Origin of the sequence: Bartonella bilalgolemi, from assembly GCF_023500045.1 — a bacterium.
GTDB classification, from domain to species: Bacteria; Pseudomonadota; Alphaproteobacteria; order Rhizobiales; family Rhizobiaceae; genus Bartonella; species Bartonella bilalgolemii.
The window spans coordinates 151,153-175,773 of record NZ_JAMCOF010000001.1 but is presented as its reverse complement, the minus strand read 5'-3'; the positions used below and the strand labels follow the sequence as shown (position 1 = coordinate 175,773).

Below are 24,621 nucleotides of genomic sequence, written 5' to 3'. Positions count from 1 at the left end.
ATAATAAGGTCAATGGCTATATCATTTAAGATTAAATAAACTGACCACAAGGGAAAGAAACAGAGTGACTTCCTACACCGATCAAACAATAAAACAATGTGATCTTATTATTGCAGGCGGTGCAGCTGTTGGCTTGGCTCTTGCCGTGGCTCTCAAACATGCCGCCCCTGAACTAAGAATAAATGTTGTTGATACCACTTCCCAAAGCAGCACATCTACAAAAAATACACAAGCATTTGCTCTTTCTGCCGCTTCTATTCGTATGCTTGAACAACTACAGTGCTGGAAACATATCAAACCTCACGCTCAACCTATTCATTCAATAATCATCACCGACTCACGCCTCAATGACCCAATCAAACAAACTCTTTTAACCTTTGAAGGAGATATAACACCTAACGAACCTTTTGCGAATATGGTTGAAAATAAAAGACTCATCAGTGCATTAAAACAACGTGCAAAAGATTTGCATATCTCTTTTATCGAAAAGACCACTGTCGTTCATTTTCATCAAGAAAACCAGCATACAACCGTCACCTTAAGTAATAAAGAAATTTGGCAAACAAAATTGCTGGTTGCAGCTAGTGGAGCACACTCTACACTAGGCGAAAAAGCAGGTCTTAAAAGCTTTTCTCATTCTTATACACAAACAGCAATTACATGCATTATCGAACATGAAAAATCACACTACGGTCAAGCAATCCAACATTTTTTCCCCGCTGGACCTTTTGCTCTCCTACCTCTCAAAGGTAACCGATTAGCTATCGTATGGAATGAAAAACACCACACCGCACAATATTATCTTAAAGCCGACACTTTAATCTTTGAAGCAGAAATTGAAAAACGTATTGGTCACCAATTTGGAAAACTTTCTTGGAATGGCGAACGCCAAGCATTTCCTCTAGTCCTTTCTTTAGCAAATCATTGCATCAAACCTCGTTTTGCTCTCGTAGGAGACGCCGCCCATACAATCCACCCCATTGCAGGACAAGGGCTTAATCTAGGACTACGTGATAGTGCCGCTTTAGCCGAAGTCATCATCGAAACAGCACGATTGGGTCTTGATATCGGATCAATGACAGCTCTCGAACGCTATCAAAGTTGGCGGCGTTTTGAAACTGTAGGAATGGCTCTCAGTAATGACTGGATCAATAGACTTTTTTCAAATGATATCTTACTTCTGCGCCTATTTCGCGATGTTGGCCTTGGACTTATTAATCAAATGCCAAAAATAAAAAAATATTTTATTCAAGAAGCTTCTGGACTCACCTCCAATGCACCACGTCTTCTCCGTGGGCTCCCACTCTAATAACTTAAAATAGACTCCTTAAATCCTCTATATAAATCATTTTTATACCATAATAGTCAAAACTTCAAAAGTTTTTGTACAAGCGTGAATAGACAAAATTTTAAAAAATGAAATTAACACAAATCAAAATGTATCTTCGTATCTATAATTATCGAAATTTTGATAAAAAAATTAAAAGATAATTTAAGAATGAGCTGTGATTATATTTAAATATGACTCACCATAATTCTTTTTAGCAAAGAAAATAAAAGAATATAATCCTCAAAATATGATCCCTAATAAATAAGGGAAATACGTGCTCAAATCGATACAAAACTGCTGAAACAAAGACAAGTGAAATGCACAGAGAAAAATCCTTAAAATTATCAATATGCATAAAATCAATATCACCGATCTTTTTTAAAAGAGCGCTATTTATAGAAACCTGGGATAATGAGTAGAAATTTTAGAATGAGCGAAGACAGAAACTAAAGCAAATGAAAGAATAGTGAGAAGTAATCACGCGCTTGAAAAATTAAAAATAAAATAAAAAGTACGCAATCCTCACAAAATGAGAGGATATAAATTGATACGAATAATCCAATTCCTTAGGATTGCTGTATAAAACACAGAGATGATTGCATCTCACCATCCAACCAAAGAGAAAAACATTCTACAATAAGAACGCTATTCTATAAATGTCAATATTATATACAACATTCGCATATAGAATGTTAATCTTCAAACCTGAAGATTTCATGGACTAGTGTATTATACTATAAACGTATTTCAATGCATAAGAATTATATCATAAATTGATACAACATCATTGTTTAGAGCGAAATGGTACAGCAAGCACAATCAGCAATACTTTCTTTCTCCAAAAAGAGAAACAATCTCAGAGAATATCAACAAACTAAATCAGATTTCACTACAAACACAGTTTCAAATAGAAATTAAGCTATAAAATCTAGAGCTTCAGCATATCATTTTTAACAAATGCAAAGCTTAACTAACAAGCAATGGTATAATGACAATCTTTTACAAACTACCTATAACCAATTTGCAAAGAATAAACTTACAGAAAAGACTTTACACTCAAGCCTCGTTTGCCTCATCTATTTTCAAAAATACACATATGCTAGTACTAGCATGCACTTATTTTTTATTTTAGCTGATAAACTTTCAAAGACGTCGTTCAACCATAAGCTTTTTAATTTCAGCAATCGCCTTAGCTGGATTTAAGCCTTTCGGACAAGTTTGTGCACAGTTCATAATCGTGTGACACCGATAAAGCCGAAAAGGATCTTCTAAATTATCAAGGCGCTCACCGCTCATTTCATCACGAGAATCAACAATCCAGCGATAAGCCTGCAGTAAAACAGCAGGCCCTAAATAACGATCGCCATTCCACCAATAACTTGGGCACGACGTCTGACAGCATGCACAAAGGATACACTCATAAAGACCATCAATTTTCTGACGATCAGCATAACTTTGTAGCCATTCTTTTGCAGGTTTAGGAGAAACAGTTTTCAGCCAAGGCTCAATAGTACGATGCTGTGCATAAAAATGCTTTAAATCAGGAACCAAATCTTTTATAATAGGCATAGAAGGAAGTGGATACACTTTAATTGGATGTTTAACATCATCCATTCCTTTAGTACAAGCTAATGTATTAGTTCCATCAATATTCATCGCACATGAACCGCAAATACCCTCACGGCATGATCGACGAAGTGTTAAAGTTGGATCAATATGATTTTTAATAAACAGAAGTCCGTCAAGAATCATCGGGCCACAAACTGAACGATCCACATAATAAGTATCAAGATGAGGATTATCCTCATCATCAGGTGACCAACGATAAATATGAAATTCTGTTAAGTGCGTAGCACCTTCAGGTTTAGGCCAAACTTTTCCAGCTTTAACTTGAGAATTTTTGGGAAGCCTAATTTGTACCATAACTCACTTTCCCCTTAATAAACGCGCTTCTTAGGCATAATACGCTTTAAATCTATACCACCATCCTCTTCAGGAGTTAATGGATCAACATGAACAGGACGATATGATAATGTCACCTTTCCATCCTGTGATAGATGCGAAAGTGTATGACGACGCCAATTGTTATCATCACGCTCTGGATAATCTTCTCGTGCATGAGCACCACGACTTTCCAAACGAGCAGCTGCAGAATAAACAGTCGTAATTGCATTTGCCATCAAATTTTCAAGCTCTAATGTTTCCACTAAATCAGAGTTCCAAATAAGTGAACGGTCTGTTACTTTAAGGTCAGAAAGTTCATCCCAAATTTTACTTATCCGTTGACACCCTTGTTCTAAAGAATCTGCCGTACGGAATACCGCAGCATCCTCTTGCATCGCACGCTGCATTTTTTCACGCAGCATAGCTGTTGGGACCTGTCCTTGAGCAAAACGTAAACGGTCAAAACGTGCTATAATTTCATCGACTGCGGCTTCATTAAGAGCTGGAATCTCTGCATTGCGATCTATAACTTCTCCTGCACGAATTGCAGCAGCACGTCCAAAAACCACTAAATCAATCAATGAATTTGATCCTAAACGATTAGCACCATGAACAGATGCACATCCTGCCTCACCAACGGCCATCAAACCCGGTTGAACACGATCAGGAGAATCAGTTGTTGGATTTAAAACTTCCCCATAGTAGTTAGTAGGAATACCACCCATATTATAATGAACTGTTGGCAAAACAGGAACTGGCTCTTTGGTCAAATCAACCCCTGCAAAAATTCGGGCTGATTCAGAAATCCCTGGTAAACGCTCATGCAATATAGCGGGATCAATATGATTGAGCACCAAATGAATATGATCTTTTTTCGCACCAACACCACGCCCTTCTCGAATTTCAAGTGTTATACAACGTGAAACCAAATCGCGTGAAGCTAAATCCTTAAAAGATGGTGCATAACGTTCCATAAAGCGCTCACCTTCAGAATTAACTAAATAGCCACCTTCACCACGTGCACCTTCTGTGATTAAACAACCCGAACCATAAATACCTGTAGGATGAAATTGAACAAATTCCATATCCTGAAGTGGTAACCCAGCCCGTGCAATCATCCCGCCACCATCACCTGTACATGTATGAGCTGATGTTGCTGAAAAATAAGCCCGCCCATAACCACCAGTTGCGAGAACAACCATCTTTGCAGAGAAACGATGAATTGTACCATCATCAAGATTCCAAGCCACAACACCTGTACACACACCATCTGTCATAATCAAATCAAGCGCGAAATATTCAATAAAAAACTGTGCGTTATGCTTAAGACTTTGCCCATAAAGCGTATGCAAAATCGCATGACCAGTACGATCAGCTGCCGCACAAGTGCGTTGGACTGGTGGGCCTTCACCAAACTCTGTGGTATGACCACCAAAAGGACGTTGATAAATTTTCCCTTCTTGCGTACGCGAAAAAGGAACCCCATAATGTTCTAATTCATAAACAGCCGCCGGTGCATTTCGCACTAAATATTCCATTGCATCAGTATCGCCAAGCCAATCAGATCCTTTCACCGTATCATATAAATGCCATTGCCAATTATCAGGTCCCATATTTGACAAAGATGCTGCAATACCGCCTTGTGCTGCAACTGTGTGTGATCGAGTTGGAAAAACTTTTGTGATACATGCTGTTCTTAATCCTTGCTCAGCCATACCAAGGGTTGCACGTAAACCAGCACCCCCAGCACCAATAACCACAACATCAAATTTATGATCTACATAGCTATACGCAGCATGCCCTACTCTAGCACCTAGAGATGATATTGCACTCACCATATTGTTAAGCCCCTAATGCAATTTTTAAAAGGGCAAACATCATTATACTGCCCAGAAGAAAACAAAATAAAATATTCAATACTAAAAAGAATATTCGCATACCTTCATTTGGAATATAATCTTCAATAACAACCTGCATGCCAAGTTTCATGTAATAAAGACTTGAAAAAATAATCAACCCCATCAAAATTGCAACTATAGGATGTGAAAATCTCGAATAAACAACACTATAATCCTTTCCCACGCATGACATAATAAGAATAATAAAAAATGTCCAAAGAAGCACATTGGCAAAACTTACCAGATTCTCTAACCAAAAATGCTCTGTTCCCGTATGTGCACTGCCGAAGCCACGCACTTTTCCAAGTTCTGTTCGCAAATCTTTTTCCATTTTTTCTACACCTAGCTAAACAACACCATACCCAATGATCCAAATTGCAATTGTTACAATAAGAGAAATAAAAACTGTAGCCCAAGCAGTTGAAGTTGCTTTTTCTTTGGCTAAACAACGAGGATTCATATTCCAAACAATATGGCGAATACATCCAACCATATGATGGACTCCAGCCAATGTATAGAAAAACAAAAGACAAAGTCCAGGAAAAGATCTATAAATCTGGTTAACCATTTTGAACGCATCAGCACCACAAGCAATTGAAACTAACCAAAGAGCCAAAAAACACATTCCAAAATACAGCACTATACCAGTGATACGATGTGCTATCGAAATTGCCATAGTAATTGACCAACGATAAACACTCAGATGAGGAGAACGAGGGCGATCTTTTGTTGTGGTTGTCTCTATCATAAAAACATCCTGACCTGGCTTTCACTGCAACCTTACTACTACGAGGAAATCCACGTAAAATTATTCAGTGCACGATTATTTCAACTTGTTCAGTCCTAAGGAACTAACATTACAGGTCGGTTATAAAATAACGGATTAAAGGTCGCGCATAAAAAAACCGATTTGTTATACAGCCATAAACCATAAAACTTTCTTCGTTTAATACAATTTTATCTTCACGTCAAAGGTTTAACATCATTTATTAAATATAAATATATTTTTTACATATATTTCACTCTACTCTTACTTAAGATCAGTAGGTATATTTTATAATAATTATGATTGTGACTTTTAAAAAATGCATTTTTAATTTTTTTAAGGTTCTATGACAAATCAGCCATTCTTTATAATCCAATATCGAACATTTATGTCCTTACCAACTTTATTGAATAAAAACTGATAGAGATCCTCAGCCTGCTATATGCATCATGCGCTCTTCTAAAATTTGAGCTTAAATTTGAATTATCGTCGCTGAAAATATTAAATTTTTTTTCCTATTTTAATATAATCTCTCATTAAAAATTCTTAAGTCTTTTATTTTCACAAAATATATTCTTCTGTAAATATTCTTTTTAATGAGAAAAAATCAATAATAAAAAACAAAAGAAGCAGTTTTATTCCTTTTTTATCTTAATTATTAAAATAAAAAAGCAGCCTTACAGCTGCATTTTTTAATAAATCTGATTTATATAAATTATAAGCAATTCACTCTGAGACATTTTTAACACTGTCTGCAACAACTATCTCTTCTGTTTTTTTGGCACTTTTTTCATCTTTTTTACGGTACTCTCTCTTTTCAGCAATACGTGCTGCTTTTCCTCTGAGACCACGTAGGTAGTAGAGCTTTGCACGACGAACTTTACCCCGACGAACAAGCTCAACGCCTTCAATTAAAGGAGAATAAACTGGGAACACACGTTCAACCCCTTCGCCATAAGAAATTTTGCGTACTGTAAAAGTCTCATTTAAACCACCCCCTGAACGAGCGATACAAATCCCTTCATAGGCCTGAATACGAGTCCGTGTACCTTCTGTCACACGAACCATCACACGCACTGTATCACCAACCTGAAATACAGGAAGTTGACGTTTTGCTTCAATTTTTGCGCACTGTTCAGCCTCAAGCTGTGCTATAATGTTCATCTTTTTATCCTTCGTGTTCTCTTCGAACAATTAGAGCGCTCAACCCTCACCAAAAAAATTTAAAATACTCTTTAGGCTATGTCGGATATAGAAAGCAAATACACCATTTCTTAATTTTGGAATACACACTTAAACTTAGAATATTATAGAAAATTTCTTTGAAGAAAATTATACTAACGGTATATTATTTTTTGAGATAAATCAAGCTTTCTGATGTTTTTTATTATAAAGAGCATAAAGATCAGGGCGACGTCGATGCGTAAGCAATTCAGCTTGTTCTCGCCGCCAATCAGCAATAGCTTTATGATGACCCGATGTTAGAACCGATGGAATGCCTCGTCCTTCAAAAACAAGAGGACGTGTATATTGTGGATATTCAAGTAAACCATTTTCAAAACTTTCACACTCTGCAGAAATCTTATTGCCTATCACACCGGGTAAAAGCCGTATAATTGCATCCAACAAAACAAGAGAAGCAACTTCTCCCCCTGAAAGAATATAATCACCAATAGAAATCTCTTCTAATTGCCGTGCCTCAATGATACGCTCATCTACCCCCTCAAAACGCCCACAAATCAGTGTTACCCCTGACCCAACAGCTAAAGAACGCGCATAAGCTTGATCAAAAGGTCGTCCACGTGGACTGAGTAACAATCTTGGTGTATCCAATGGACAACTATCAATTGCTGCCGCTAGTACATCAGCGCGCATTACCATCCCTGCACCACCACCAGCTGGTGTATCATCAACACTATGGTGTTTATCTAAAGTAAAATCTCGAATTTGTAATGTATTCAGTGACCATATTCCTTGCTTTAAAGCCCGTCCTGCTAAAGAATATCCTAAAATCCCCGGAAACATTTCAGGATAAAGTGTTAAAATACGTGCATGAAATCCCATATTGATAAACCTTCATCCCCTCTGTATCTATGCACATTACTCTTGACCATGAGACAAACCAGCAGCTATTGGATCCACAATAAGAAAACCAGAAGCAACACAAATTTTGGGTACAGCCGCCTTGCTAAAAGAAATAAGAACCTTTTTACCAGAAGTTAACTGTATTTCAATTAAATCACCAGCACCAAAATTAAAGAAACCACTCACTTTGCCTAGAAGTTGTTTTGCACAATTATAAACACAGAGGCCTATCAAATCTATTTGATAAAATTCATCTTCAACCAAATCATCAGCCAATTGACTTCTTTCAACATAAAGTTTGATTCCCCTTAAAGCTTCTGCAGCACTACGCTCTTCTATTCCCTTAAAATGTATAATTGCATTATTCTTTTGTACACGAAATGTAACAACTTCATAAGAACGCCCTGTTTCATCATAAAAAACACTATAACCTTTTAAACTATGAGGTTTAGTACTTAATACTTTAACAAAAACATCTCCCTTAATTCCATGCGCTGCAATAATAATGGCAAGATATACTTTATTTTTCATAATTTTTCCATTACATTTCCTATTATCAAACTTTTTTTCTTATTAAAAAAGAAAGAATCATTATAAACTCAAAAATCTCATTTATCCTGTAACTCGCATTCGATATTGTTGCCACATAAAATCTTCTAAAAAGGCTCATTTTGGTGACAAAATAGAAATTAATCATAAGGAGAATTATTATGGCAAAGGTTATGCTCTTTTACAAAAATGTTATTCCAGTTAATAAAGTCACTCATAAAAACCTCAAATTTATCCCATCAAGCGATATGTCTTTTGCACAGGGCACTCATTGGATTCCTTTAGCCAGTGCTGAATATTTTCAAGCCGCTATAGATTATCCTATACTCTTTATGAGTGCACAAGATGAACAGCAAAAACGTCATTATACATCCGTTGCACTCGTAGGCCTTTCTAATAACGACAACGATTACATTACTGCTGATAAAAAATGGAAAAAAGATACTTATATTCCTGCTTTCGTGCGCCGCTATCCTTTTGTTCTTGCAAAAATGCAAAATGAAAAAGAACTTTCTGTTTGCTTTGATCAACAATCAGGTATGTTTAATGAAGTCTCAGGAAAAGATCTCTTCAATTCAGATGGATCTATTTCACCCTTTATGGAAGAATGTATTAATTTCCTTGAAAGTTTTAAAATCAGTATGGAAAAAACCGCTGAATTTATCGATACTCTTGTAGAAATGGATCTTTTATGTCAAAAATCAATTAATGTAAAGAATGACAAAGGAGTATCAGCGCAATTAGAAGACTTTTGGATGATTGATGAAGAAAAATTCAACAAACTCTTTGCTCACCAACTTGCTAAATTGCACAAAAATGGCTTTCTAGGATGGATCTTTGCACATCTTATGTCAATGAATAACCTCTTAAAAATTCTTTCTGTGAAAAGCGAGAATCAACTCGCCAGTCAAGAAAGTGAAACAAAGGCTAAAAAAAAGAAAAGCGCCCTTAACTAAAAATGCTCCTCGAATGTGATAGTAAAAATGAAAAAATTCCTTTAATTCCAGCTGATCCTACTCTTCTCATTGTGAGGAAGAATTGGCTGGATCATCTTACACAAACACGCCGAATGGCTGTTCATACAGTCGTTGCTTATGAGCGTGATACAAGGCAGTTTTTATTTTTTCTTTGTAAACATTTAGGATATCAACCAACTCTCAACGATTTCGCTGATTTGCGTGTAGCTGATTTGCGCGCTTATTTAGCTTATCGTCGAACACAAAACATAAATGCTCGCTCTTTAAGTCGGAACATGGCGAGCTTACGTTCTTTTTTCAACTATTTATCCCGTGAAAAACTTGTCAATGTTCCTGCTGCAAAACTTGTACGAACACCAAAACATCCAAAATCATTACCAAAACCTTTGACCATAGAATCAGCACTCCGTATAGTCAAAGAAGAAAATCAACAAGAAACTGAACCCTGGATTATTGCTCGTAATACCGCTATCTTGATCCTTCTTTACGGTTGTGGAATGCGGATATCAGAAGCTTTAGCACTCACTCCAGAAAAATTTTCTGATCCTAATATAAAAAGCTTATCTATCACTGGGAAAGGAGGGAAAACGCGCCTTATCCCACTGATACCAATTGTTTATAAAGCGATAGAGAATTATCTTAAATGCTGTCCTTATCCTTTAGTAAACAATCAACCAATGTTCCGTGGTGTCCGAGGAAAACCTCTACAACCCGCTATTATTCAACGAACTGTTCAAAAATTACGAGCTCATCTTGACTTACCAGAAACAACTACACCACACGCATTACGCCATTCTTTTGCCACCCATCTTTTATCACGGGGAGGAGATTTGCGCACTATTCAAGAACTTCTCGGCCATGCCTGCTTATCCACAACACAAATCTACACCCATATTGATACAAATCATTTATTAGAAATTTACCAAAAAGCACATCCACGTGCCTAAAAACTTTTGAACTGAGAAAAAATATGTTAAATACTTTCAATCTCAAGCGCTAAAGCATGAATGTTTGTTGCCAACTCTTGCTGTAAAACTTTATAAATCGCCCGATGTATTTCTACACGCTTCATACCAGAAAAAGAAGAAGAAAGCATTTTCACACGGAAATGTGTTTCCCCCTTACCATCAAAAGCATATTCATCATGAGGATGACCTGCATGAAGATGGCTTTCATTAATTATTTCAAGCTTTTGCGGCAAGAAAGCATCACGCAGTTTTGTTTCAATTATTGTATAAACCGTACAAGACATTTTTTTCCCTTCACAAAAACGGATATTGCAGCTAATTTTTTTAGTACAAACTTTAAGAGAATTAAGTGTGAAAATAAATTTTTTATGAGTCAATTCTTATCAAAAAGATCGATCTTGCATAAGGCAAAAATATGACAACAACATCTAAATTATTCGACTCAATTCGTATTAGCTCGAACAAAAAAAAACAGAGTCAATTACAAATACAACAATGTCAATGGGAAGGATGTGAAAAAACAGGATCACACAAAGCACCAGCAGGACGAAACCACGAAGGTCAATATTTATATTTTTGTATTGAACATATTCGTGCTTATAATAAAAATTTTAATTATTTCTCAGGTCTCAGTGACAAAGACATTGCGAAATTTCAAAAAGATTCTCTTACAGGACATCGACCAACATGGTCTGCAAGCCTTAATAATAGCACGGCAAAAAAAACAGCTTCCGATTACGCAAAAATCCGATCTGGAACCGCTGCTTACCAAAATCGTATGCGTGATCCATTTAAACTTTTTACCCAACAACACTCAAAGAATACGGATACACGAAAACTAAAACCTTTGGAAGCCAAAGCTTTTGAGACTTTGGGATTACAAGAAAATGCTTCAGCTGAAGATATCAAAACAAAATATAAGGAGCTTGTTAAAAAACATCACCCTGATGCTAATGGTGGGAATCGTTCTTCAGAAGAACGCTTTCGTAATGTGCTCCATGCCTATAATTTACTGAAAAAATCTGGCAGATGCTAAAATCTATATTCAAATACTCCATTCTATTGTTCAATTATTAAATATTTAAGATTTTTGAAAAATATCATGCAACACAGCATCTCCTTCATAGCTAATCTCTTTTACCATTAGAGCATTTGCATAAGTGATCCATGTTCTATATTGTTTGACAACAAAATAATAAACAGCGGATATCTTCCCAAAAATGATGACAACAACAAATCTTACAGTCTCAAATATGCCTGACACAACAGTCTGGGCTCAGGATGTATTTAATATCGATACTGAAATGAAAGTTCCTGCTTTTAGTACAAAAAGCCTTCATGTTCCTGATTTAGATCCTGATTATCTTTTTGATCAACAAACAACTTTAGCACTTTTGGCAGGTTTCGCTTTTAACCGACGTGTTATGATATCTGGCTATCACGGTACAGGAAAATCAACGCATATTGAACAAGTTGCTGCACGTCTTAATTGGCCTTGTATTCGAATTAATCTTGATGGACATATTAGTCGCATTGATTTAATCGGAAAGGATGCTATCGTCCTGAAAGACGGTTTGCAAATCACCGAATTTAAAGATGGCATTTTGCCATGGGCTTATCAAAATAATATTGCTCTCATTTTCGACGAATATGATGCAGGACGACCAGATGTTATGTTTGTCATCCAGCGAGTGCTTGAATCTTCTGGACGCCTTAGTTTGCTTGATCAAAACCGCGTTATTATTCCTCATCCAGCATTTCGACTTTTTGCAACAGCAAATACTATTGGTCTTGGCGATACAACGGGGCTGTATCATGGTACCCAACAAATCAATCAAGCTCAAATGGATCGTTGGTCGATTGTAACAATATTAAATTATTTACCTCATGATAAAGAAGTTGATATCATTTGCTCGAAGGTAAAATATTTCCAAACTACTGAGGGTAAAAAAACTATCTCACAAATGGTACATGTTGCTGATATGGTGCGCAAAGCTTTTATGAATGGAGATATTTCTACAGTTATGAGCCCGCGTACCGTTATAACTTGGGCAGAAAATACTACAATTTTTCAAAATATTGGTTTTGCTTTCCGTTTAACTTTCCTCAATAAATGTGATGAACTTGAACGAGCAACTGTTGCGGAATTTTATCAACGTGCCTTTGGAAATGAACTTCCTGAATCACTTATTCATCAGGTCTTGCCTTAAGGAATGCGTCAATCATGACTGCAAAAGTAGGCGATAACAGCAAAAATTCAGCAAAACATTCTTCTAATAGCAACTTTGATATTGAAACTTTTAAAAGAGCCACTTCTACTTGTATTCGTGCTATTGCTAACATACGCGAACTTAACGTTATGTTTAGTCATAACAGGCCATCATTAAGCAATAATTGCGCGCGTTTACCAGAATTACCTCAACAAATAACAGATAATGATATCGCTGTTACTCGTGGATTAGGCGATTCTATGGCACTACGCAAAGCATGGCATGATAGCCATATTCATACCCAGTTTGCCCCGACAGAACCAGAAGCACGAGCTATCTTTGACACACTTGAACAAACACGTATTGAAGCAATTGGTACGTTAACAATGAAAGGAATCGCACAAAATCTTGAGATAATGCTCGCTGATAAATATAAAAAAGCCCGTTATCAAATGATAAGGAATCAAAATGAAGCTCCTTTTCAAGAAGCGATCGCGCTTTTATTGCGTGAAAAAATAACAAAACGCCTTCCCCCACGAGAAGCCGGGCTTGTCTTGGAGTTATGGCGTCAGTCAATAGAAAAAAAAGTTGCAAGAGAATTACATGAGCTAACAATTCATGTTTATAACCAAAGTGTTTTCGCACAAATAGCACGTCAAATGCTCGTTGTACTCGAAATGGCTAATCCATTAAAAGTAAACTCTGATAATCAAATTTCTAAAAAACAAAAAAACAACCACGATACGCAAAATCAAACAGAAGAAGAAAGTGCAAACGAAAAAAAATCTCAAAGTGACAAACAAAAAACAACCGAACAAAGTAACGATGCACAAAATAAAGGAAAAGAAAAAGCCATTCAGTCAAATAATCATGACATACCTAAAGACGAACAAGAGAATTCTCAACAAAACAAATCAGGAAAATCAAAATACTTTCTTAATGTTTCTCAGAAAATGGAAAATTTAGCGAATTATAAAATTTTTACCCATGAATTTGACACTATTTTGGATGAAACTCATTTTTATTCTGTAACAGAATTAGATCATTTACGTCATTATCTTGATCAACAATTAAATCATCTCCAAAGCATTGTTGGACGCTTAGCAAACCGACTCCAACGCCGCCTCATGGCACAACAAAACCGTGCTTGGAATTTCGATCTCGAAGAAGGTTATCTTGATACAACACGCCTTCCACGCCTCATTATTGATCCAATGCATCCTCCTTCTTTTAAAATGGAATGTGAAACACAATTTCGTGATACAGTTGTTTCTCTGCTTATTGATAATTCAGGATCTATGCGAGAACGCCCTATTACTGTTGCAGCAAGTTGTGCTGATATTTTAGCACAAACTCTTGAACGTTGTGGAGTCAAAGTAGAAATTTTAGGCTTCACCACAAAAACGTGGAAAGGAGGACAATCGCGCGAAAAGTGGATCAATCAAAATAAACCCTCTCATCCAGGGCGCTTGAATGACTTGTGCCATATCATTTATAAAAGTGCTGATACACCATGGCGCCGCGCTCGACGCAATTTGGGCTTAATGCTGCAAGAAGGACTACTGAAAGAAAATATCGATGGAGAAGCCCTCATTTGGGCGCATCAGCGCCTTATATCGCGCCATGAACATCGTCGAATCTTGATAGTTATTTCTGATGGTGCTCCTGTTGACGATTCAACTCTTTCTGTTAATCCCAGTAATTATCTGGACAAACATTTGCGTGCTGTAATTCAAGAAATTCAAGCAAACTCCCCTATAGAACTAATTGCTATCGGTATAGGCCATGATGTAACACGTTATTATCAACACGCTGTAACAATCATCAATGCTGAAGAGTTAGCGAATGCCATAACAAAACAGCTTATAGCACTCTTTAATAAGAATCCTTAATTTTTAGAACAGAATTTGAAAAGATAAAGACTCCAACCAACCATTGCATCCTGCATAAATACTATTACACGTCAGCTTTTGCCGAGAATAGAATAAAAAATTTTCTATTTTAGGAGCATAATATAATAACTATCATTATTTTGAATAAACAAAAGATATCTTTTCTTCTCAACGCCCTTGATAAAAAGGAGTCCGAAAACTCCTTAAAATTATCCCATAAGGCACAAGCATAAATAGGCTCATAATAATTTTTATTGAAAAATCACCAAAAGCAAGTGAAAACCAAACAGGAATTTTAATACCTATGACAATAACACTGTCAATAATAGAACTATCAGAATAATCAACCAATTTATCGATAAAGGAAAAACTGCTTGCAAAAGCAAGAGAAAAAAACAAAATTGTATCTAAAGCTGAACCAACTAACGCCGCTATTAAAGGTGCTTTCCACCATGTTTTACGACGCAAAGGTGTAAAGACTATTATATCAAGTAATTGCCCAAATAAAAACACTGTACTAGAAGCAATTGCAAGACGTGGTGTAGCTAATATCCAAGAAATAAAAGCAGCAGAAATAAAACCAACATACACAACACGCCTTGCTGCATCCGGACCATAAAAACGATTGGTCAAATCATTAATTAAAAAAGAAAAGGGATATGTAAAAGCTCCATAGGTTAATAGCGCATCCAAATCAAATAGACCAACAGGATATTGAACCAAAATATTGGAAGCAACTACCGCAACACACATTGCAAAGCTTGCAAAAAAAAGATAATTTCTCTCTTTTTGCGCAGCTAAAGATTTATATGTTGAAGACATTCTTTTAACCTAGGGAATAGAATCAAAATATTGGATCTAAATAGTCAAACATTTTCTTTCCCTAAACGAAAGTAAACATTCTGCAGCAAAACCAAAAAATAAAGAATTAAGTAGCTTTTTCAGCTTTTTTTTTCATAATCTGACGTTTTAATAAACGCCCACGCTGGGATAGTTCTTTATCATCAGCTTTAATCAAAAAATTATCAAGACCACCGCGATGCTCAACCGAACGTAAAGCATTTGCAGAAACACGCAAACGATAACTCTGCTGAAGCAATTCCGAGATCAATGTCACATTGCAAAGATTTGGTAAAAAACGACGGCGGGTTTTATTATTTGCATGGCTGACATTATTACCATACTGAACCGCTTTTCCTGTCAATTCGCAGGCACGAGACATAGATTTCACCTTTAAACTTAAGAAGTTCCAAACTCCAATACCAGAAAAATAAAATGGATGCAAACAACAAATCCACCCATCACTTTAAACGAGCATTATTGGAAAAGCGAGCTTTATAAGTTATTGGCTATAAAAGTCAAGCCTTTTAGAGATATTTTAACCCCTCTATCGGTTTATTTTATCATTTTTTTGATAAAAGCCTATAAAATACTTTCTTTTAGCTTCTTTCATGTTAAAAGACATTCTTATCATGGTTACAATGAATCATTCTAAAATAAACCTCCAACGCAAAAGCATCCGTCTTGTTTCTGTTCTATTTAGCATTTTATGGGTATTTCTTTTTGTTATCTTTAGTGCATTAGGCGTATGGCAACTACAACGACTAAAATGGAAAACAAATCTTATTACTAGTGCTAATCAACGTATCCATCTCACACCTATCAAAGCGCCACCTTACAACCAATGGCCGGATATTACTTTTAATAAAGATGAATATCGTCCCGTCACAATCACCGGGAAGCTTCTTACAAACAAAAATATTTTCGTAACCGCTGTTACACAAAATACCACTGGTTATTGGGTTTTAACTCCTTTAAAAACAACCGATGACACAGTAACTTTTGTCAATCGTGGTTTTATTCCTATGGAAGCACGTCATCAATTTGAACAAGAAGAAAAAAACGCTCCGCTTGATAACAATCAAGCACATACTCTGGATCAGATCACAATTACTGGCCTTTTACGGATGAGTGAAAAAAATGGGTTTTTTCCACGCAAAAACAAACCTGACCAAAATTTATGGCATACGCGCGAACTCCCCGCTATGGCCAAAAAACTAAACGTTTCTCCTGTTGCTCCCTACTTTATTGATGCTCAATCACAAACAGTTTCACAAGAAAATCTTCCCATTCCTGGCCTTACTGTTGTGCAATTTCACAACAACCACTTAACATATGCTATAACATGGTTTATTTTAGCTGCTGGTGTTTTAGGAACATCTCTTCTTCTGCTGCGATATAAAAACTGAAAAGAGCATAAAAACTCTCCTCCCTTATACACTTAAACGCAGATACCTAATTCTTATCTTCAAACCATGCCTAACATTTCTCGAGAGCAGAACAAATTACAGTTTATTTTTCTGTTTTTCCGTTATTCTTCCTCCCTAGAGGATAACATACTGCATCCTCTAGACCAGCAGAAAATAATGTCTTTCTCTAAAATTTACTGACAACACTATAAACAAAAACACCGCTCTTTAAAACGCTAGGCAATTTCATAAACTAGATTTTTATCAAACAATAATATTACAATGATTTATGGGAAGAACGCCATGCAACCGAATTAATATCAGCACGATTAATACCAAGATCACTAAGCTCATATATCGAAAGACTACTTAACGCATTAACCGTCCGACGATAACGACGCCATTGACTATAAGAACGGAAAATATTCATATTTTTCACCAAACCATTATATTAAATTCCTAAACAAATAAGATAAAACAAATTACAAAAATGAGGAGTGTTATAATTGCATAACTGATCTGCATTTATAACACAGAAGCATATTTTTCTTATCTTTGAGAATAAAAATAAAGAAAGAGCGCAAATTTAGTGGCGAAAATGTCTCACTCCTGTAAAAACCATTGCTAGACCATGTGCATTGGCTGCTGCGATAACTTCCTCATCGCGTATCGATCCACCTGGTTGAATAACCGCTGTTGCACCAGCTTCAATCACGGATAGCAATCCATCTGCAAAGGGGAAAAATGCATCTGATGCAACCACAGATCCCTTGGTTAAAGCTTCTGTTAAGTTCATTTTTTGCGCACTTTCCTCAGCCTTACGCGCTGCAATTCTTGCCGAATCGATACGACTCATTTGACCAGCGCCAATCCCAACTGTCGCGTTATTTTTTGCATAAACAATAGCATTTGATTTGACGTGTTTAACAACACGAAAAGCAAATTTAAGATCACGCATTTCATCTTGGCTTGGCGCTCGTTTTGTTACTATTTGCAACTCAAGATCATCAACAACCACATTATCGCGCGTTTGCACTAATAGTCCTCCTGAAAGTGTTTTAGCAACGAACCCGTTATCACGTGGATCAGGCATTCCTCCTGTTATTAATAAACGAAGATTTTTTTTCTGAGCAATGATTTCACGTGCAGGCCTGGTAGCATCAGGAGCAATAATTACTTCAGTGAAAATTTTAATAATCTCTTCTGCACAGGCTTCATCAAGAGGCCGATTTAAAGCAATAATACCACCAAATGCTGAAATATTATCACACGCCAAAGCTTTCAAATAAGCCTCTTTTAAATTCTGCCCTTCTGCAACACCACAGGGATTAGCATGTTTAATAATGGCAACGGCAGCGCTTTTTTGAGAATTAAATTCTGATATAAGTTCAAATGCCGTATCAGTATCATTTATATTATTATAAGAAAGTTCTTTTCCTTGCAAAAGTGTCGCAGTAGCAACACCAAAACGTTTATCACCAGAGAGATAAAATGCCGCTTTTTGATGTGGATTTTCTCCATAGCGTATCACACTTTCAAGATGACCAGAAAAACTCCGCCAAGACGGTGCTTGAATTTTTAAATCTTTTGCAAACCAAGCTGCTATCGCAGTGTCATAAGCAGCCGTACGCTCATAAGCACGTGTTGCTAATTGACGCCGCAATAAAAAGCTTAAACACCCATCATGCTGCTTTAATTCATCCATGACCAACGCATAATCACAAACTGCTGTCACAACACCAACATAAGCGTGATTCTTAGCCGCTGCACGGATCATTGCTGGTCCACCAATATCAATATTTTCAAGAATTGTCTGCGAATTTACCTCTAACCGGGAAGTTTCTTCAAAGGGATAAAGATTAACAACGAGAAGATCAATTTCATTAATACCGTGCTGTTCCATAGCAGCTCTATGGTTTGGATCGTCTCTTATTCCTAATAAAGAACCATGAACCAAAGGATGGAGTGTTTTAACGCGTCCATCCATTATTTCAGGAAACCCTGTAATATCAGAAACATCAATTACAGGTAATCCGGCAGCACTTAACTCTTTGGATGTTCCTCCCGTTGAAATTAACTCAATTCCATAAGCATGCAGTGTTTGCGCAAACTCAATCAAACCAGTTTTATCAGAGACAGAAAGAAGAGCACGACGAATGTGACGAAGATCGACCGTAGAAAATTGTTTTGCAATAACAACCATAATAGAAATCCTAAAATAAAATGGCTAAAATTCAAAAAAAGCCACTATGGATATAGCATAAGCTTTTGCCAAAACATACCCAAAGGACATCCAGCCAATGCTTCAACCCACAAATAATAGAATCATCTTGGTTGATATTCCCAAGCGAACATTATGCTAATCTATGACGCATAAAACGCCAATGAATTTTTCTTTGTAATGCAGGACGAAAATATAAAACAATTTGCCGTGTTCGTTGTGGACCTTTTAAATCAGCAAAATCAATTGAATCTTCGAGAAAAATTTCAGCATCAGATGATGTAAAATGCCACTCCTGGCCACTTTCTACAGCTAAGCGGACGCAATTGCCATCATAATGGGCCTCAACCTGCGGATTAAGATGAAATCGAACAGCAACACTATCTCCTTCACTATGATTTGCCTTATATTTATACCATCGATTTTTCTTCGGTGTAAAAAAGTGATCAAAACCTTCAATCATTTCCCCATTTCTAGCTAAAATGAGGCCACGTTCATGCATAAGATTAAAAGGCTTCACATAGCCATCATGACATGCAATAAAGCCAATTTTTTCTAAATCTTCTATGCGTTGTACTTGAACATCTGTTGGTCCTTCAAGCAAAAGAGAAACGCCATTGTTCTGTTTTTTACGAAAATTTCCCACTGAACAATCATTCACTGTTGCTGTTGAATGCGCTGCTGTCAAACGCCCAAAATGTTGATATTCTGCAGAACCATAAGGATCAATCCCTGTATTGATAATAAAGCGTTTTCCCTGCGAAGACATCTCAAATGATAAACATCCTGAACATGCATATCCTGCAACAGAAGGTGGCGGAAATTTTCCCGTATCTGCAAGAACTATCGTTTGATTAGCCTGTAAACGCTGAAAACCAGAATAACGGGCATGACTAAAAGGATGTCCAGCTGTTTCATCACAATTTAAAATAGCCGATAAACGTTCTGGTATAATAGGCCCAACGCCATTGAAACGGGCTAATGTTTGATCTTCATGAATAAAAAATCGCAAAGCAGGCAACATACGCTCAACAGAATCAATTAAAATACGCGGCGCTGTTTCATTACTGTACATATATAGATGACGCAAAGATAATAAATCCGATAATAAATCGAGCAAAATAGCAGGACTACGGGAAATATGGCCACCATCAATAAGAACTTGATGTGAAAGTTCATAAATGAGATAAGTTTGTACTTTTTTCTTCACTGCCGCAGAAACAGGCAAAGCTAAAGATGCAACTACTAAAGAAATTGCAGCTTGTAAACGCTGTTCATTTGCTTCCATACAACGAATCAAGATGCGCAAATAACGAAACTGAAAACCAAGTGAACGTAAAAAACGCTTTTTAAAGCCCTCACTCACCCCCTCTAATAGCATTTGTGAATGACAAATCCATGAAATGAGTCGTCTTGCCACAACGGCTCCACTCCAAGAAGGCCCTTTTATCTTCTTACTATGATGCTCCAACCAATCTTCCACCAAAGAACGCGCATAAGCTTTTGCCAACTCACTCCGTGCGGCTGTCATATGGCGTAACCAATGAAAATCATGCAGTGCTATTTCCCATTGCAACATTGGTGGCACTAATGAAAAAGGCGAAAGAGCGCCCGATTGTACTGTACAACCAAAAAAAGAAAAACGACCATGATAAAATTCATGCGCCATCATTGGATCAGCTAGATGCAAATCAATTGGATGCGCTAAAATCTTTTGTGGACGAAAACCAGAAAATCGCCAACGAAAGAGTGGTCCTGTCCGTAAACGTCTTAGAAATTGTTGTATTGCATATAAAACGGTTGATGCCTTTATCTGAGGAGCAATCTCTGTAATTACCACAACCATATCTCCGTCTACATTTATCAAATACAACTTCAACTATTTGAGTAAATGAAACGTTAATTAATGTACCTTTCGGAAGCGTGCTGCAAAAAAACCATCCATTCCCAAGAATAATTTTTCCTCTGTATTAAAATTTTCATCACAACAATCAGAAGGTATCGTTCGCAAGAAACCTTCCATTGACACCAAATGTGCCATAGCACCCATTTCTTCTGCTAAAATAGGCTCTAAGACAATATGATGACATGTTGATAAAATTTTCTTAACAAGATCTTCGCCCTCTTCTTTTGCCAATGAACAATTAGAAAAAACAATGCGTCCATTTTTTTTCACTAAAGCAATCGCTGCTAAAAGCAAATCATATTGCATCTCTGCTAATTTGGTGACATCCTCCATTGTTTTTGTCCACAAAATATCTGGATGACGGCGTATTGTCCCTGTAGAAGAACAAGGTGGATCAAGAAGAACAGCATCAAAAAGCTGATCAGGATGAAATTGTCTTAAATCACCATGCCAATAGTGCACTGAGAAATTGAGTCGATCCATATTTTCTCTTAAACGCTTTAATCGATTGGCTGAAATATCGATAGCCGTTACATCTGCCCCCTGCAAAGCCAATTGCGCTGTTTTACCTCCAGGACTTGCGCAAAGATCTGCTACCTTTTTGTCATGAATATTTCCCAACAAACAAACGGGTAAAGCAGCTGCAAAATCTTGAACCCACCAAGCTCCCTCTGCATAACCTGGTAAATCAGCGACAGAATAAGCCGAAGAAACAAGCCTAACTGAACCATTAGGCAAAACAATTCCTCCCAACCGCTTTGCCCAACCAACGCTATCAGATTTCACCGTCAAATCAAGAGGAGGCGTTATACTTTGAATGGCTAAAATTTGATCAGCTTTCTCTGCTCCATATGTTGATACTAAAAGTTGCCCGAACCACATTGGAATAGCTTTAATTGTAGGCGTTTGCATCCGCAAAATAGCCGCCTCACGTGCACAATTACGTAAAATAGCATTCACTAATCCCGAGAAACGGCGCAGACGTGGATCAATCTTTGCCACGCATACCGCTAAATCAATTGCTGCATGGTCGGGAATATCAAGATAAAGAATCTGAGTTATACTGATATGTAAAAGATGATGCAATGAAAATGCTTGTGCTGGCAAAGGTCGCACCAAAAAGTGTGATAAAGCCACTGTAATCTGACTTCGATGACGTAATGCCGCTCCCAAAATAGCCCGACATAATAAACGATCACGATATGAAAGCTTTAAATATTGTGGATGACCATACTCATTATCTGTCAAACCAGCAAGAGATGTACGCTTATCAAGCACAGCACCTAATAAACGAACGCAAACTTGCCGAACAACCAACCCAGGCATATTTATCTCAAACATATGCCCCGCTTTTTTATCTTTCAAAACAATGCCTTTATTCTACTTTTTTCTTTTTAATCTTTATGATGAAGACTTCTTGTTATTTTTACGACGAAGCCAAGCAGGACGATTTCTCACCCATGGCAAAACATTTGTCTCTTGAGAGCTCAACGTATTATTCTTATCCTTAAAACTTAGATTTTCAGAGTCCAAGATATTTATATTATTTAGCCCTTTCAATTCATCCCCCTCATAGTGCTTGATAATGCCTTGATCAATTGTTGATATATTCATTTCTACGGCTTGCCGTTGCAATGCCGCAATGCGATTTACTGTCGCTGGATGTGTAGAAAAAAGGCTATCCGCACCTTCACCACTCAAAGGATTAATAATAAACATATGAGCTGTCGCTGGATGATGTTCTGCCTTTTCATTATAGACCGTATGTCCACCTCCTGCAATCTTTCTCAAAGCTGAAGCTAACCATAAAGGATTACCACATATTTCAGCACCTCTCCGATCAGCAGCGTATTCACGGGTACGGCTAATAGCCATTTGCACTATCATAGCTGCTAAAGGCGCTATCAACATGGCAATAATACTGACAAATGTCCCTGCACCTTGAGAAGATCTTGAAGAATTACGCTGTCTTCCCATCAATAAAGCAAAGTTACCAAGCATTGAAATAGCTCCTGCAATTGTTGCTGTAAGAGTCATCGTTAATGTATCACGATGTTCAATATGCGCTAATTCATGAGCCATAACTCCAGAAATTTCTTCTGCACTTAATTTTTCCAACAATCCTGTACTAGCAGCAACAGCCGCATTTTGTGGATTACGCCCCGTAGCAAAAGCATTCGGCTGCGCACTATCAATGATGTAAACCTTCGGTTGAGGAAGAGAGGCTTTTTGAGCCAATTCGCTCACAATATTATAATAAACTGGTGCAGAATACTGATCAACCTCACGCGCTCCATACATACGCAAAACTATTTTATCTGAATTCCAATAGGAAAAAAAATTTAAGCCCCCTGCCATTAAAAACGCAATAAGAGTACCATTGCTTCCTCCAATGAGATAACCAACCCCCATAAAAAGAGCAGTCATAAAAGCTAAAAGCATTGCTGTACGCACTCTATTCATAATTAAAACTCCATGATAGAATATTATATTGTTATAGGATGGGGCTCTCTTGTTATTTCTTCAATGAAATTGAGGTACAAAATGAACAAAAAAGACAAAAAAATGAGTAAGAAAAATACCACTATTCCCCAACACACATGGTTTCCTCCTGAAGCACAACGTGCTCTTCAAGAAGCTGAAGAAAGACGTAAATGTGCAACAAATGAACACCAGCCATTAGAAAACGGTGGACGCGGCGGAAAAGATCCCGCGCGTTATGGAGACTGGGAAGTGAAAGGTCGAGCCATTGACTTTTAAAGTCTTTATTGACTTAAAAAAAAACCAAGTCATCTTCTAAAAGAAATAAACTTTTTACAACAAAACCAACAGTGAAATTTTACGTTGTGTAAGCTTTTAAGGTTCACACTGTTGATTTGTTTAATGTAATTATGCTTCTTCTTTTGAAATTTTTTCTGACGCTTCTTCAGTAGCTTGTTTTGCTGCAGCTATACGTTCTTGTGCTTTTTTACCAGGCTCACCTTTATGAGGATTATTACGTGCTGAACGCTTTTTTAAACCAGCAGCATCTAAAAACCGTAGAACACGATCTGTCGGTTGAGCTCCTTGACCAAGCCAATATTGGATACGCTCTTCATTAAGTTTCACACGTTTTCCATCTTTGGGCAACATTGGATCCCATGCACCAACACGTTCAAGAAAACGCCCGTCACGCGGACTACGCACATCCGCAATAACGATATGATAATAAGGACGCTTTTTTGAACCACCACGGGACAAACGAATTTTTAATGCCATATCTTTCTCCTGTTGTCATCTGTGACTTGTCGTTTAAATTAATTTGTTTCTTTGTGTTCTTTAGAAATCATTTTGTACTCATCAATTCACTTCTTGAGTAATGAACTATAAATTTCTCAGCAAGATTCCGAGTAAGATGACTGTCTAGCATTAATTGCTGCAAATGTACTACCTGACATTGCTCACGCGTACGATCAACTGTAGGCAAGCCATAACGCACTTTATCCCCTCTCACCCCTTGCGTACAACAAAACCTTTGTGCTAAAAAATTAATAAGTGCTGCATTAAAATTACCAATATATGCCCGCAAATGCCCTAAATTATTGGGTGCTTTTCCCTGCATTACACTTCCTTCTCTTTTTGTCTTT

The 24,621-nt window shown here is 37.0% G+C and carries 25 protein-coding genes; 8 read left to right on the top strand and 17 right to left on the bottom strand.

Annotated elements, in window-relative coordinates; genetic code table 11:
• The first annotated feature begins 64 nt into the window (after window positions 1–64).
• Window positions 65–1,309, top strand: a complete 1,245-nt coding sequence (locus M4Z11_RS00700) for a ubiquinone biosynthesis hydroxylase (protein ID WP_249674435.1) — start codon at window positions 65–67, stop codon at window positions 1,307–1,309.
• A 1,164-nt stretch (window positions 1,310–2,473) separates the two neighbouring features.
• Here M4Z11_RS00700 and M4Z11_RS00695 read toward each other — a convergent pair.
• The 7 genes from M4Z11_RS00695 to rimM form a co-directional block, all read right to left on the bottom strand.
• Window positions 2,474–3,253 carry a succinate dehydrogenase iron-sulfur subunit gene (locus M4Z11_RS00695; protein ID WP_249674433.1) on the bottom strand — a complete coding sequence of 260 codons (780 nt, stop codon included), beginning with the start codon at window positions 3,251–3,253 and terminating at the stop codon, window positions 2,474–2,476.
• Between the two features lie 14 nt (window positions 3,254–3,267).
• Window positions 3,268–5,112: a succinate dehydrogenase flavoprotein subunit gene (sdhA, locus tag M4Z11_RS00690; RefSeq protein ID WP_249674431.1), complete on the bottom strand. Its 1,845-nt coding sequence runs from the start codon at window positions 5,110–5,112 to the stop codon at window positions 3,268–3,270.
• 4 nt (window positions 5,113–5,116) lie between these two features.
• A complete protein-coding gene (gene sdhD, locus M4Z11_RS00685) occupies window positions 5,117–5,503 on the bottom strand; it encodes a succinate dehydrogenase, hydrophobic membrane anchor protein (RefSeq protein WP_249674428.1) in 387 nt (128 codons plus the stop codon).
• A 15-nt stretch (window positions 5,504–5,518) separates the two neighbouring features.
• Complete coding sequence (gene sdhC, locus M4Z11_RS00680; RefSeq protein WP_249674426.1) at window positions 5,519–5,920, bottom strand: succinate dehydrogenase, cytochrome b556 subunit; 402 nt, start codon at window positions 5,918–5,920, stop codon at window positions 5,519–5,521.
• Window positions 5,921–6,664: 744 nt separating this feature from the next.
• Window positions 6,665–7,102, bottom strand: a complete 438-nt coding sequence (rplS, locus tag M4Z11_RS00675) for a 50S ribosomal protein L19 (RefSeq protein ID WP_249674422.1) — start codon at window positions 7,100–7,102, stop codon at window positions 6,665–6,667.
• Between the two features lie 201 nt (window positions 7,103–7,303).
• On the bottom strand, window positions 7,304–8,002 hold the full coding sequence (trmD, locus tag M4Z11_RS00670; protein WP_249674420.1) for a tRNA (guanosine(37)-N1)-methyltransferase TrmD: 699 nt from the start codon (window positions 8,000–8,002) through the stop codon (window positions 7,304–7,306).
• Window positions 8,003–8,038: 36 nt separating this feature from the next.
• Entirely contained in the window at window positions 8,039–8,554 is a 516-nt protein-coding gene (rimM, locus tag M4Z11_RS00665) for a ribosome maturation factor RimM (RefSeq protein WP_249674417.1), read from the bottom strand.
• 179 nt (window positions 8,555–8,733) lie between these two features.
• Between rimM and M4Z11_RS00660 the strand changes: the two genes are divergently transcribed.
• Both M4Z11_RS00660 and M4Z11_RS00655 read left to right on the top strand, forming a co-directional pair.
• On the top strand, window positions 8,734–9,528 hold the full coding sequence (locus tag M4Z11_RS00660) for a SapC family protein (protein WP_249674415.1): 795 nt from the start codon (window positions 8,734–8,736) through the stop codon (window positions 9,526–9,528).
• 2 nt (window positions 9,529–9,530) lie between these two features.
• A complete protein-coding gene (locus M4Z11_RS00655) occupies window positions 9,531–10,496 on the top strand; it encodes a tyrosine recombinase XerC (protein ID WP_249674412.1) in 966 nt (321 codons plus the stop codon).
• Window positions 10,497–10,522: 26 nt separating this feature from the next.
• On the opposite strand, the gene M4Z11_RS00650 is transcribed toward M4Z11_RS00655, so the two are convergent.
• Window positions 10,523–10,801 carry a BolA family protein gene (locus M4Z11_RS00650; RefSeq protein ID WP_249674408.1) on the bottom strand — a complete coding sequence of 93 codons (279 nt, stop codon included), beginning with the start codon at window positions 10,799–10,801 and terminating at the stop codon, window positions 10,523–10,525.
• A gap of 131 nt (window positions 10,802–10,932) precedes the next feature.
• Between M4Z11_RS00650 and M4Z11_RS00645 the strand changes: the two genes are divergently transcribed.
• From M4Z11_RS00645 to cobT, 3 genes are all read left to right on the top strand, one after another.
• Window positions 10,933–11,553 carry a J domain-containing protein gene (locus M4Z11_RS00645; protein ID WP_249674405.1) on the top strand — a complete coding sequence of 207 codons (621 nt, stop codon included), beginning with the start codon at window positions 10,933–10,935 and terminating at the stop codon, window positions 11,551–11,553.
• A gap of 187 nt (window positions 11,554–11,740) precedes the next feature.
• Window positions 11,741–12,727 (top strand): cobaltochelatase subunit CobS, encoded by a 987-nt coding sequence (cobS, locus tag M4Z11_RS00640; RefSeq protein ID WP_249674993.1) that lies wholly within the window; start codon window positions 11,741–11,743, stop codon window positions 12,725–12,727.
• A gap of 14 nt (window positions 12,728–12,741) precedes the next feature.
• Entirely contained in the window at window positions 12,742–14,619 is a 1,878-nt protein-coding gene (gene cobT / locus M4Z11_RS00635) for a cobaltochelatase subunit CobT (RefSeq protein WP_249674402.1), read from the top strand.
• Window positions 14,620–14,787: 168 nt separating this feature from the next.
• Here cobT and M4Z11_RS00630 read toward each other — a convergent pair whose 3' ends face one another.
• A complete protein-coding gene (locus tag M4Z11_RS00630) occupies window positions 14,788–15,441 on the bottom strand; it encodes a queuosine precursor transporter (protein ID WP_249674399.1) in 654 nt (217 codons plus the stop codon).
• A gap of 106 nt (window positions 15,442–15,547) precedes the next feature.
• Window positions 15,548–15,841: a 50S ribosomal protein L28 gene (gene rpmB / locus M4Z11_RS00625; RefSeq protein WP_249674395.1), complete on the bottom strand. Its 294-nt coding sequence runs from the start codon at window positions 15,839–15,841 to the stop codon at window positions 15,548–15,550.
• A gap of 250 nt (window positions 15,842–16,091) precedes the next feature.
• On the opposite strand from rpmB, the gene M4Z11_RS00620 reads away from it, so the two are divergent.
• Complete coding sequence (locus tag M4Z11_RS00620; RefSeq protein WP_457851383.1) at window positions 16,092–16,868, top strand: SURF1 family protein; 777 nt, start codon at window positions 16,092–16,094, stop codon at window positions 16,866–16,868.
• Between the two features lie 277 nt (window positions 16,869–17,145).
• On the opposite strand, the gene M4Z11_RS00615 is transcribed toward M4Z11_RS00620, so the two are convergent.
• From M4Z11_RS00615 to htpX, 5 genes are all read right to left on the bottom strand, one after another.
• Window positions 17,146–17,298, bottom strand: a complete 153-nt coding sequence (locus M4Z11_RS00615) for a DUF1127 domain-containing protein (protein WP_249674389.1) — start codon at window positions 17,296–17,298, stop codon at window positions 17,146–17,148.
• 156 nt (window positions 17,299–17,454) lie between these two features.
• Window positions 17,455–19,071 (bottom strand): bifunctional phosphoribosylaminoimidazolecarboxamide formyltransferase/IMP cyclohydrolase, encoded by a 1,617-nt coding sequence (purH, locus tag M4Z11_RS00610; RefSeq protein ID WP_249674387.1) that lies wholly within the window; start codon window positions 19,069–19,071, stop codon window positions 17,455–17,457.
• 151 nt (window positions 19,072–19,222) lie between these two features.
• On the bottom strand, window positions 19,223–20,935 hold the full coding sequence (locus M4Z11_RS00605; protein WP_249674384.1) for a heparinase II/III family protein: 1,713 nt from the start codon (window positions 20,933–20,935) through the stop codon (window positions 19,223–19,225).
• A 57-nt stretch (window positions 20,936–20,992) separates the two neighbouring features.
• A complete protein-coding gene (locus tag M4Z11_RS00600; protein ID WP_249674382.1) occupies window positions 20,993–22,360 on the bottom strand; it encodes an RsmB/NOP family class I SAM-dependent RNA methyltransferase in 1,368 nt (455 codons plus the stop codon).
• Window positions 22,361–22,396: 36 nt separating this feature from the next.
• Window positions 22,397–23,458, bottom strand: coding sequence for a zinc metalloprotease HtpX (htpX, locus tag M4Z11_RS00595; RefSeq protein WP_249674380.1), 1,062 nt, complete (start codon window positions 23,456–23,458; stop codon window positions 22,397–22,399).
• Between the two features lie 81 nt (window positions 23,459–23,539).
• Here htpX and M4Z11_RS00590 point away from each other — a divergent pair, with 81 nt between their 5' ends.
• Window positions 23,540–23,755, top strand: coding sequence for a DUF1674 domain-containing protein (locus M4Z11_RS00590; protein ID WP_249674377.1), 216 nt, complete (start codon window positions 23,540–23,542; stop codon window positions 23,753–23,755).
• 129 nt (window positions 23,756–23,884) lie between these two features.
• On the opposite strand, the gene rpsP is transcribed toward M4Z11_RS00590, so the two are convergent.
• Both rpsP and M4Z11_RS00580 read right to left on the bottom strand, forming a co-directional pair.
• The gene (rpsP, locus tag M4Z11_RS00585) at window positions 23,885–24,253 is read right to left on the bottom strand and encodes a 30S ribosomal protein S16 (protein WP_249674375.1); all 369 of its coding nucleotides are present in this window, start codon (window positions 24,251–24,253) and stop codon (window positions 23,885–23,887) included.
• A gap of 67 nt (window positions 24,254–24,320) precedes the next feature.
• Window positions 24,321–24,596 (bottom strand): chorismate mutase family protein, encoded by a 276-nt coding sequence (locus M4Z11_RS00580; protein ID WP_249674373.1) that lies wholly within the window; start codon window positions 24,594–24,596, stop codon window positions 24,321–24,323.
• Between the last annotated feature and the right edge of the window lie 25 nt (window positions 24,597–24,621).

Excerpts from the sequence above, each read along its gene's own strand:
- M4Z11_RS00620 (WP_457851383.1), top strand. The coding sequence starts at position 16,092 with ATGGTTACAATGAATCATTCTAAAATAAACCTCCAACGCAAAAGCATC.
- rpsP (WP_249674375.1), bottom strand. The coding sequence starts at position 24,253 with ATGGCATTAAAAATTCGTTTGTCCCGTGGTGGTTCAAAAAAGCGTCCT.
- sdhA (WP_249674431.1), bottom strand. The coding sequence starts at position 5,112 with ATGGTGAGTGCAATATCATCTCTAGGTGCTAGAGTAGGGCATGCTGCG.
- cobT (WP_249674402.1), top strand. The coding sequence starts at position 12,742 with ATGACTGCAAAAGTAGGCGATAACAGCAAAAATTCAGCAAAACATTCT.
- M4Z11_RS00615 (WP_249674389.1), bottom strand. The coding sequence starts at position 17,298 with ATGAATATTTTCCGTTCTTATAGTCAATGGCGTCGTTATCGTCGGACG.
- rplS (WP_249674422.1), bottom strand. The coding sequence starts at position 7,102 with ATGAACATTATAGCACAGCTTGAGGCTGAACAGTGCGCAAAAATTGAA.
- sdhC (WP_249674426.1), bottom strand. The coding sequence starts at position 5,920 with ATGATAGAGACAACCACAACAAAAGATCGCCCTCGTTCTCCTCATCTG.
- rimM (WP_249674417.1), bottom strand. The coding sequence starts at position 8,554 with ATGAAAAATAAAGTATATCTTGCCATTATTATTGCAGCGCATGGAATT.
- cobS (WP_249674993.1), top strand. The coding sequence starts at position 11,741 with ATGACAACAACAAATCTTACAGTCTCAAATATGCCTGACACAACAGTC.
- M4Z11_RS00655 (WP_249674412.1), top strand. The coding sequence starts at position 9,531 with ATGCTCCTCGAATGTGATAGTAAAAATGAAAAAATTCCTTTAATTCCA.
- sdhD (WP_249674428.1), bottom strand. The coding sequence starts at position 5,503 with ATGGAAAAAGATTTGCGAACAGAACTTGGAAAAGTGCGTGGCTTCGGC.
- rpmB (WP_249674395.1), bottom strand. The coding sequence starts at position 15,841 with ATGTCTCGTGCCTGCGAATTGACAGGAAAAGCGGTTCAGTATGGTAAT.
- M4Z11_RS00605 (WP_249674384.1), bottom strand. The coding sequence starts at position 20,935 with ATGGTTGTGGTAATTACAGAGATTGCTCCTCAGATAAAGGCATCAACC.
- M4Z11_RS00590 (WP_249674377.1), top strand. The coding sequence starts at position 23,540 with ATGAACAAAAAAGACAAAAAAATGAGTAAGAAAAATACCACTATTCCC.
- purH (WP_249674387.1), bottom strand. The coding sequence starts at position 19,071 with ATGGTTGTTATTGCAAAACAATTTTCTACGGTCGATCTTCGTCACATT.
- M4Z11_RS00630 (WP_249674399.1), bottom strand. The coding sequence starts at position 15,441 with ATGTCTTCAACATATAAATCTTTAGCTGCGCAAAAAGAGAGAAATTAT.
- htpX (WP_249674380.1), bottom strand. The coding sequence starts at position 23,458 with ATGAATAGAGTGCGTACAGCAATGCTTTTAGCTTTTATGACTGCTCTT.
- M4Z11_RS00645 (WP_249674405.1), top strand. The coding sequence starts at position 10,933 with ATGACAACAACATCTAAATTATTCGACTCAATTCGTATTAGCTCGAAC.
- trmD (WP_249674420.1), bottom strand. The coding sequence starts at position 8,002 with ATGGGATTTCATGCACGTATTTTAACACTTTATCCTGAAATGTTTCCG.
- M4Z11_RS00580 (WP_249674373.1), bottom strand. The coding sequence starts at position 24,596 with ATGCAGGGAAAAGCACCCAATAATTTAGGGCATTTGCGGGCATATATT.
- M4Z11_RS00660 (WP_249674415.1), top strand. The coding sequence starts at position 8,734 with ATGGCAAAGGTTATGCTCTTTTACAAAAATGTTATTCCAGTTAATAAA.
- M4Z11_RS00695 (WP_249674433.1), bottom strand. The coding sequence starts at position 3,253 with ATGGTACAAATTAGGCTTCCCAAAAATTCTCAAGTTAAAGCTGGAAAA.
- M4Z11_RS00650 (WP_249674408.1), bottom strand. The coding sequence starts at position 10,801 with ATGTCTTGTACGGTTTATACAATAATTGAAACAAAACTGCGTGATGCT.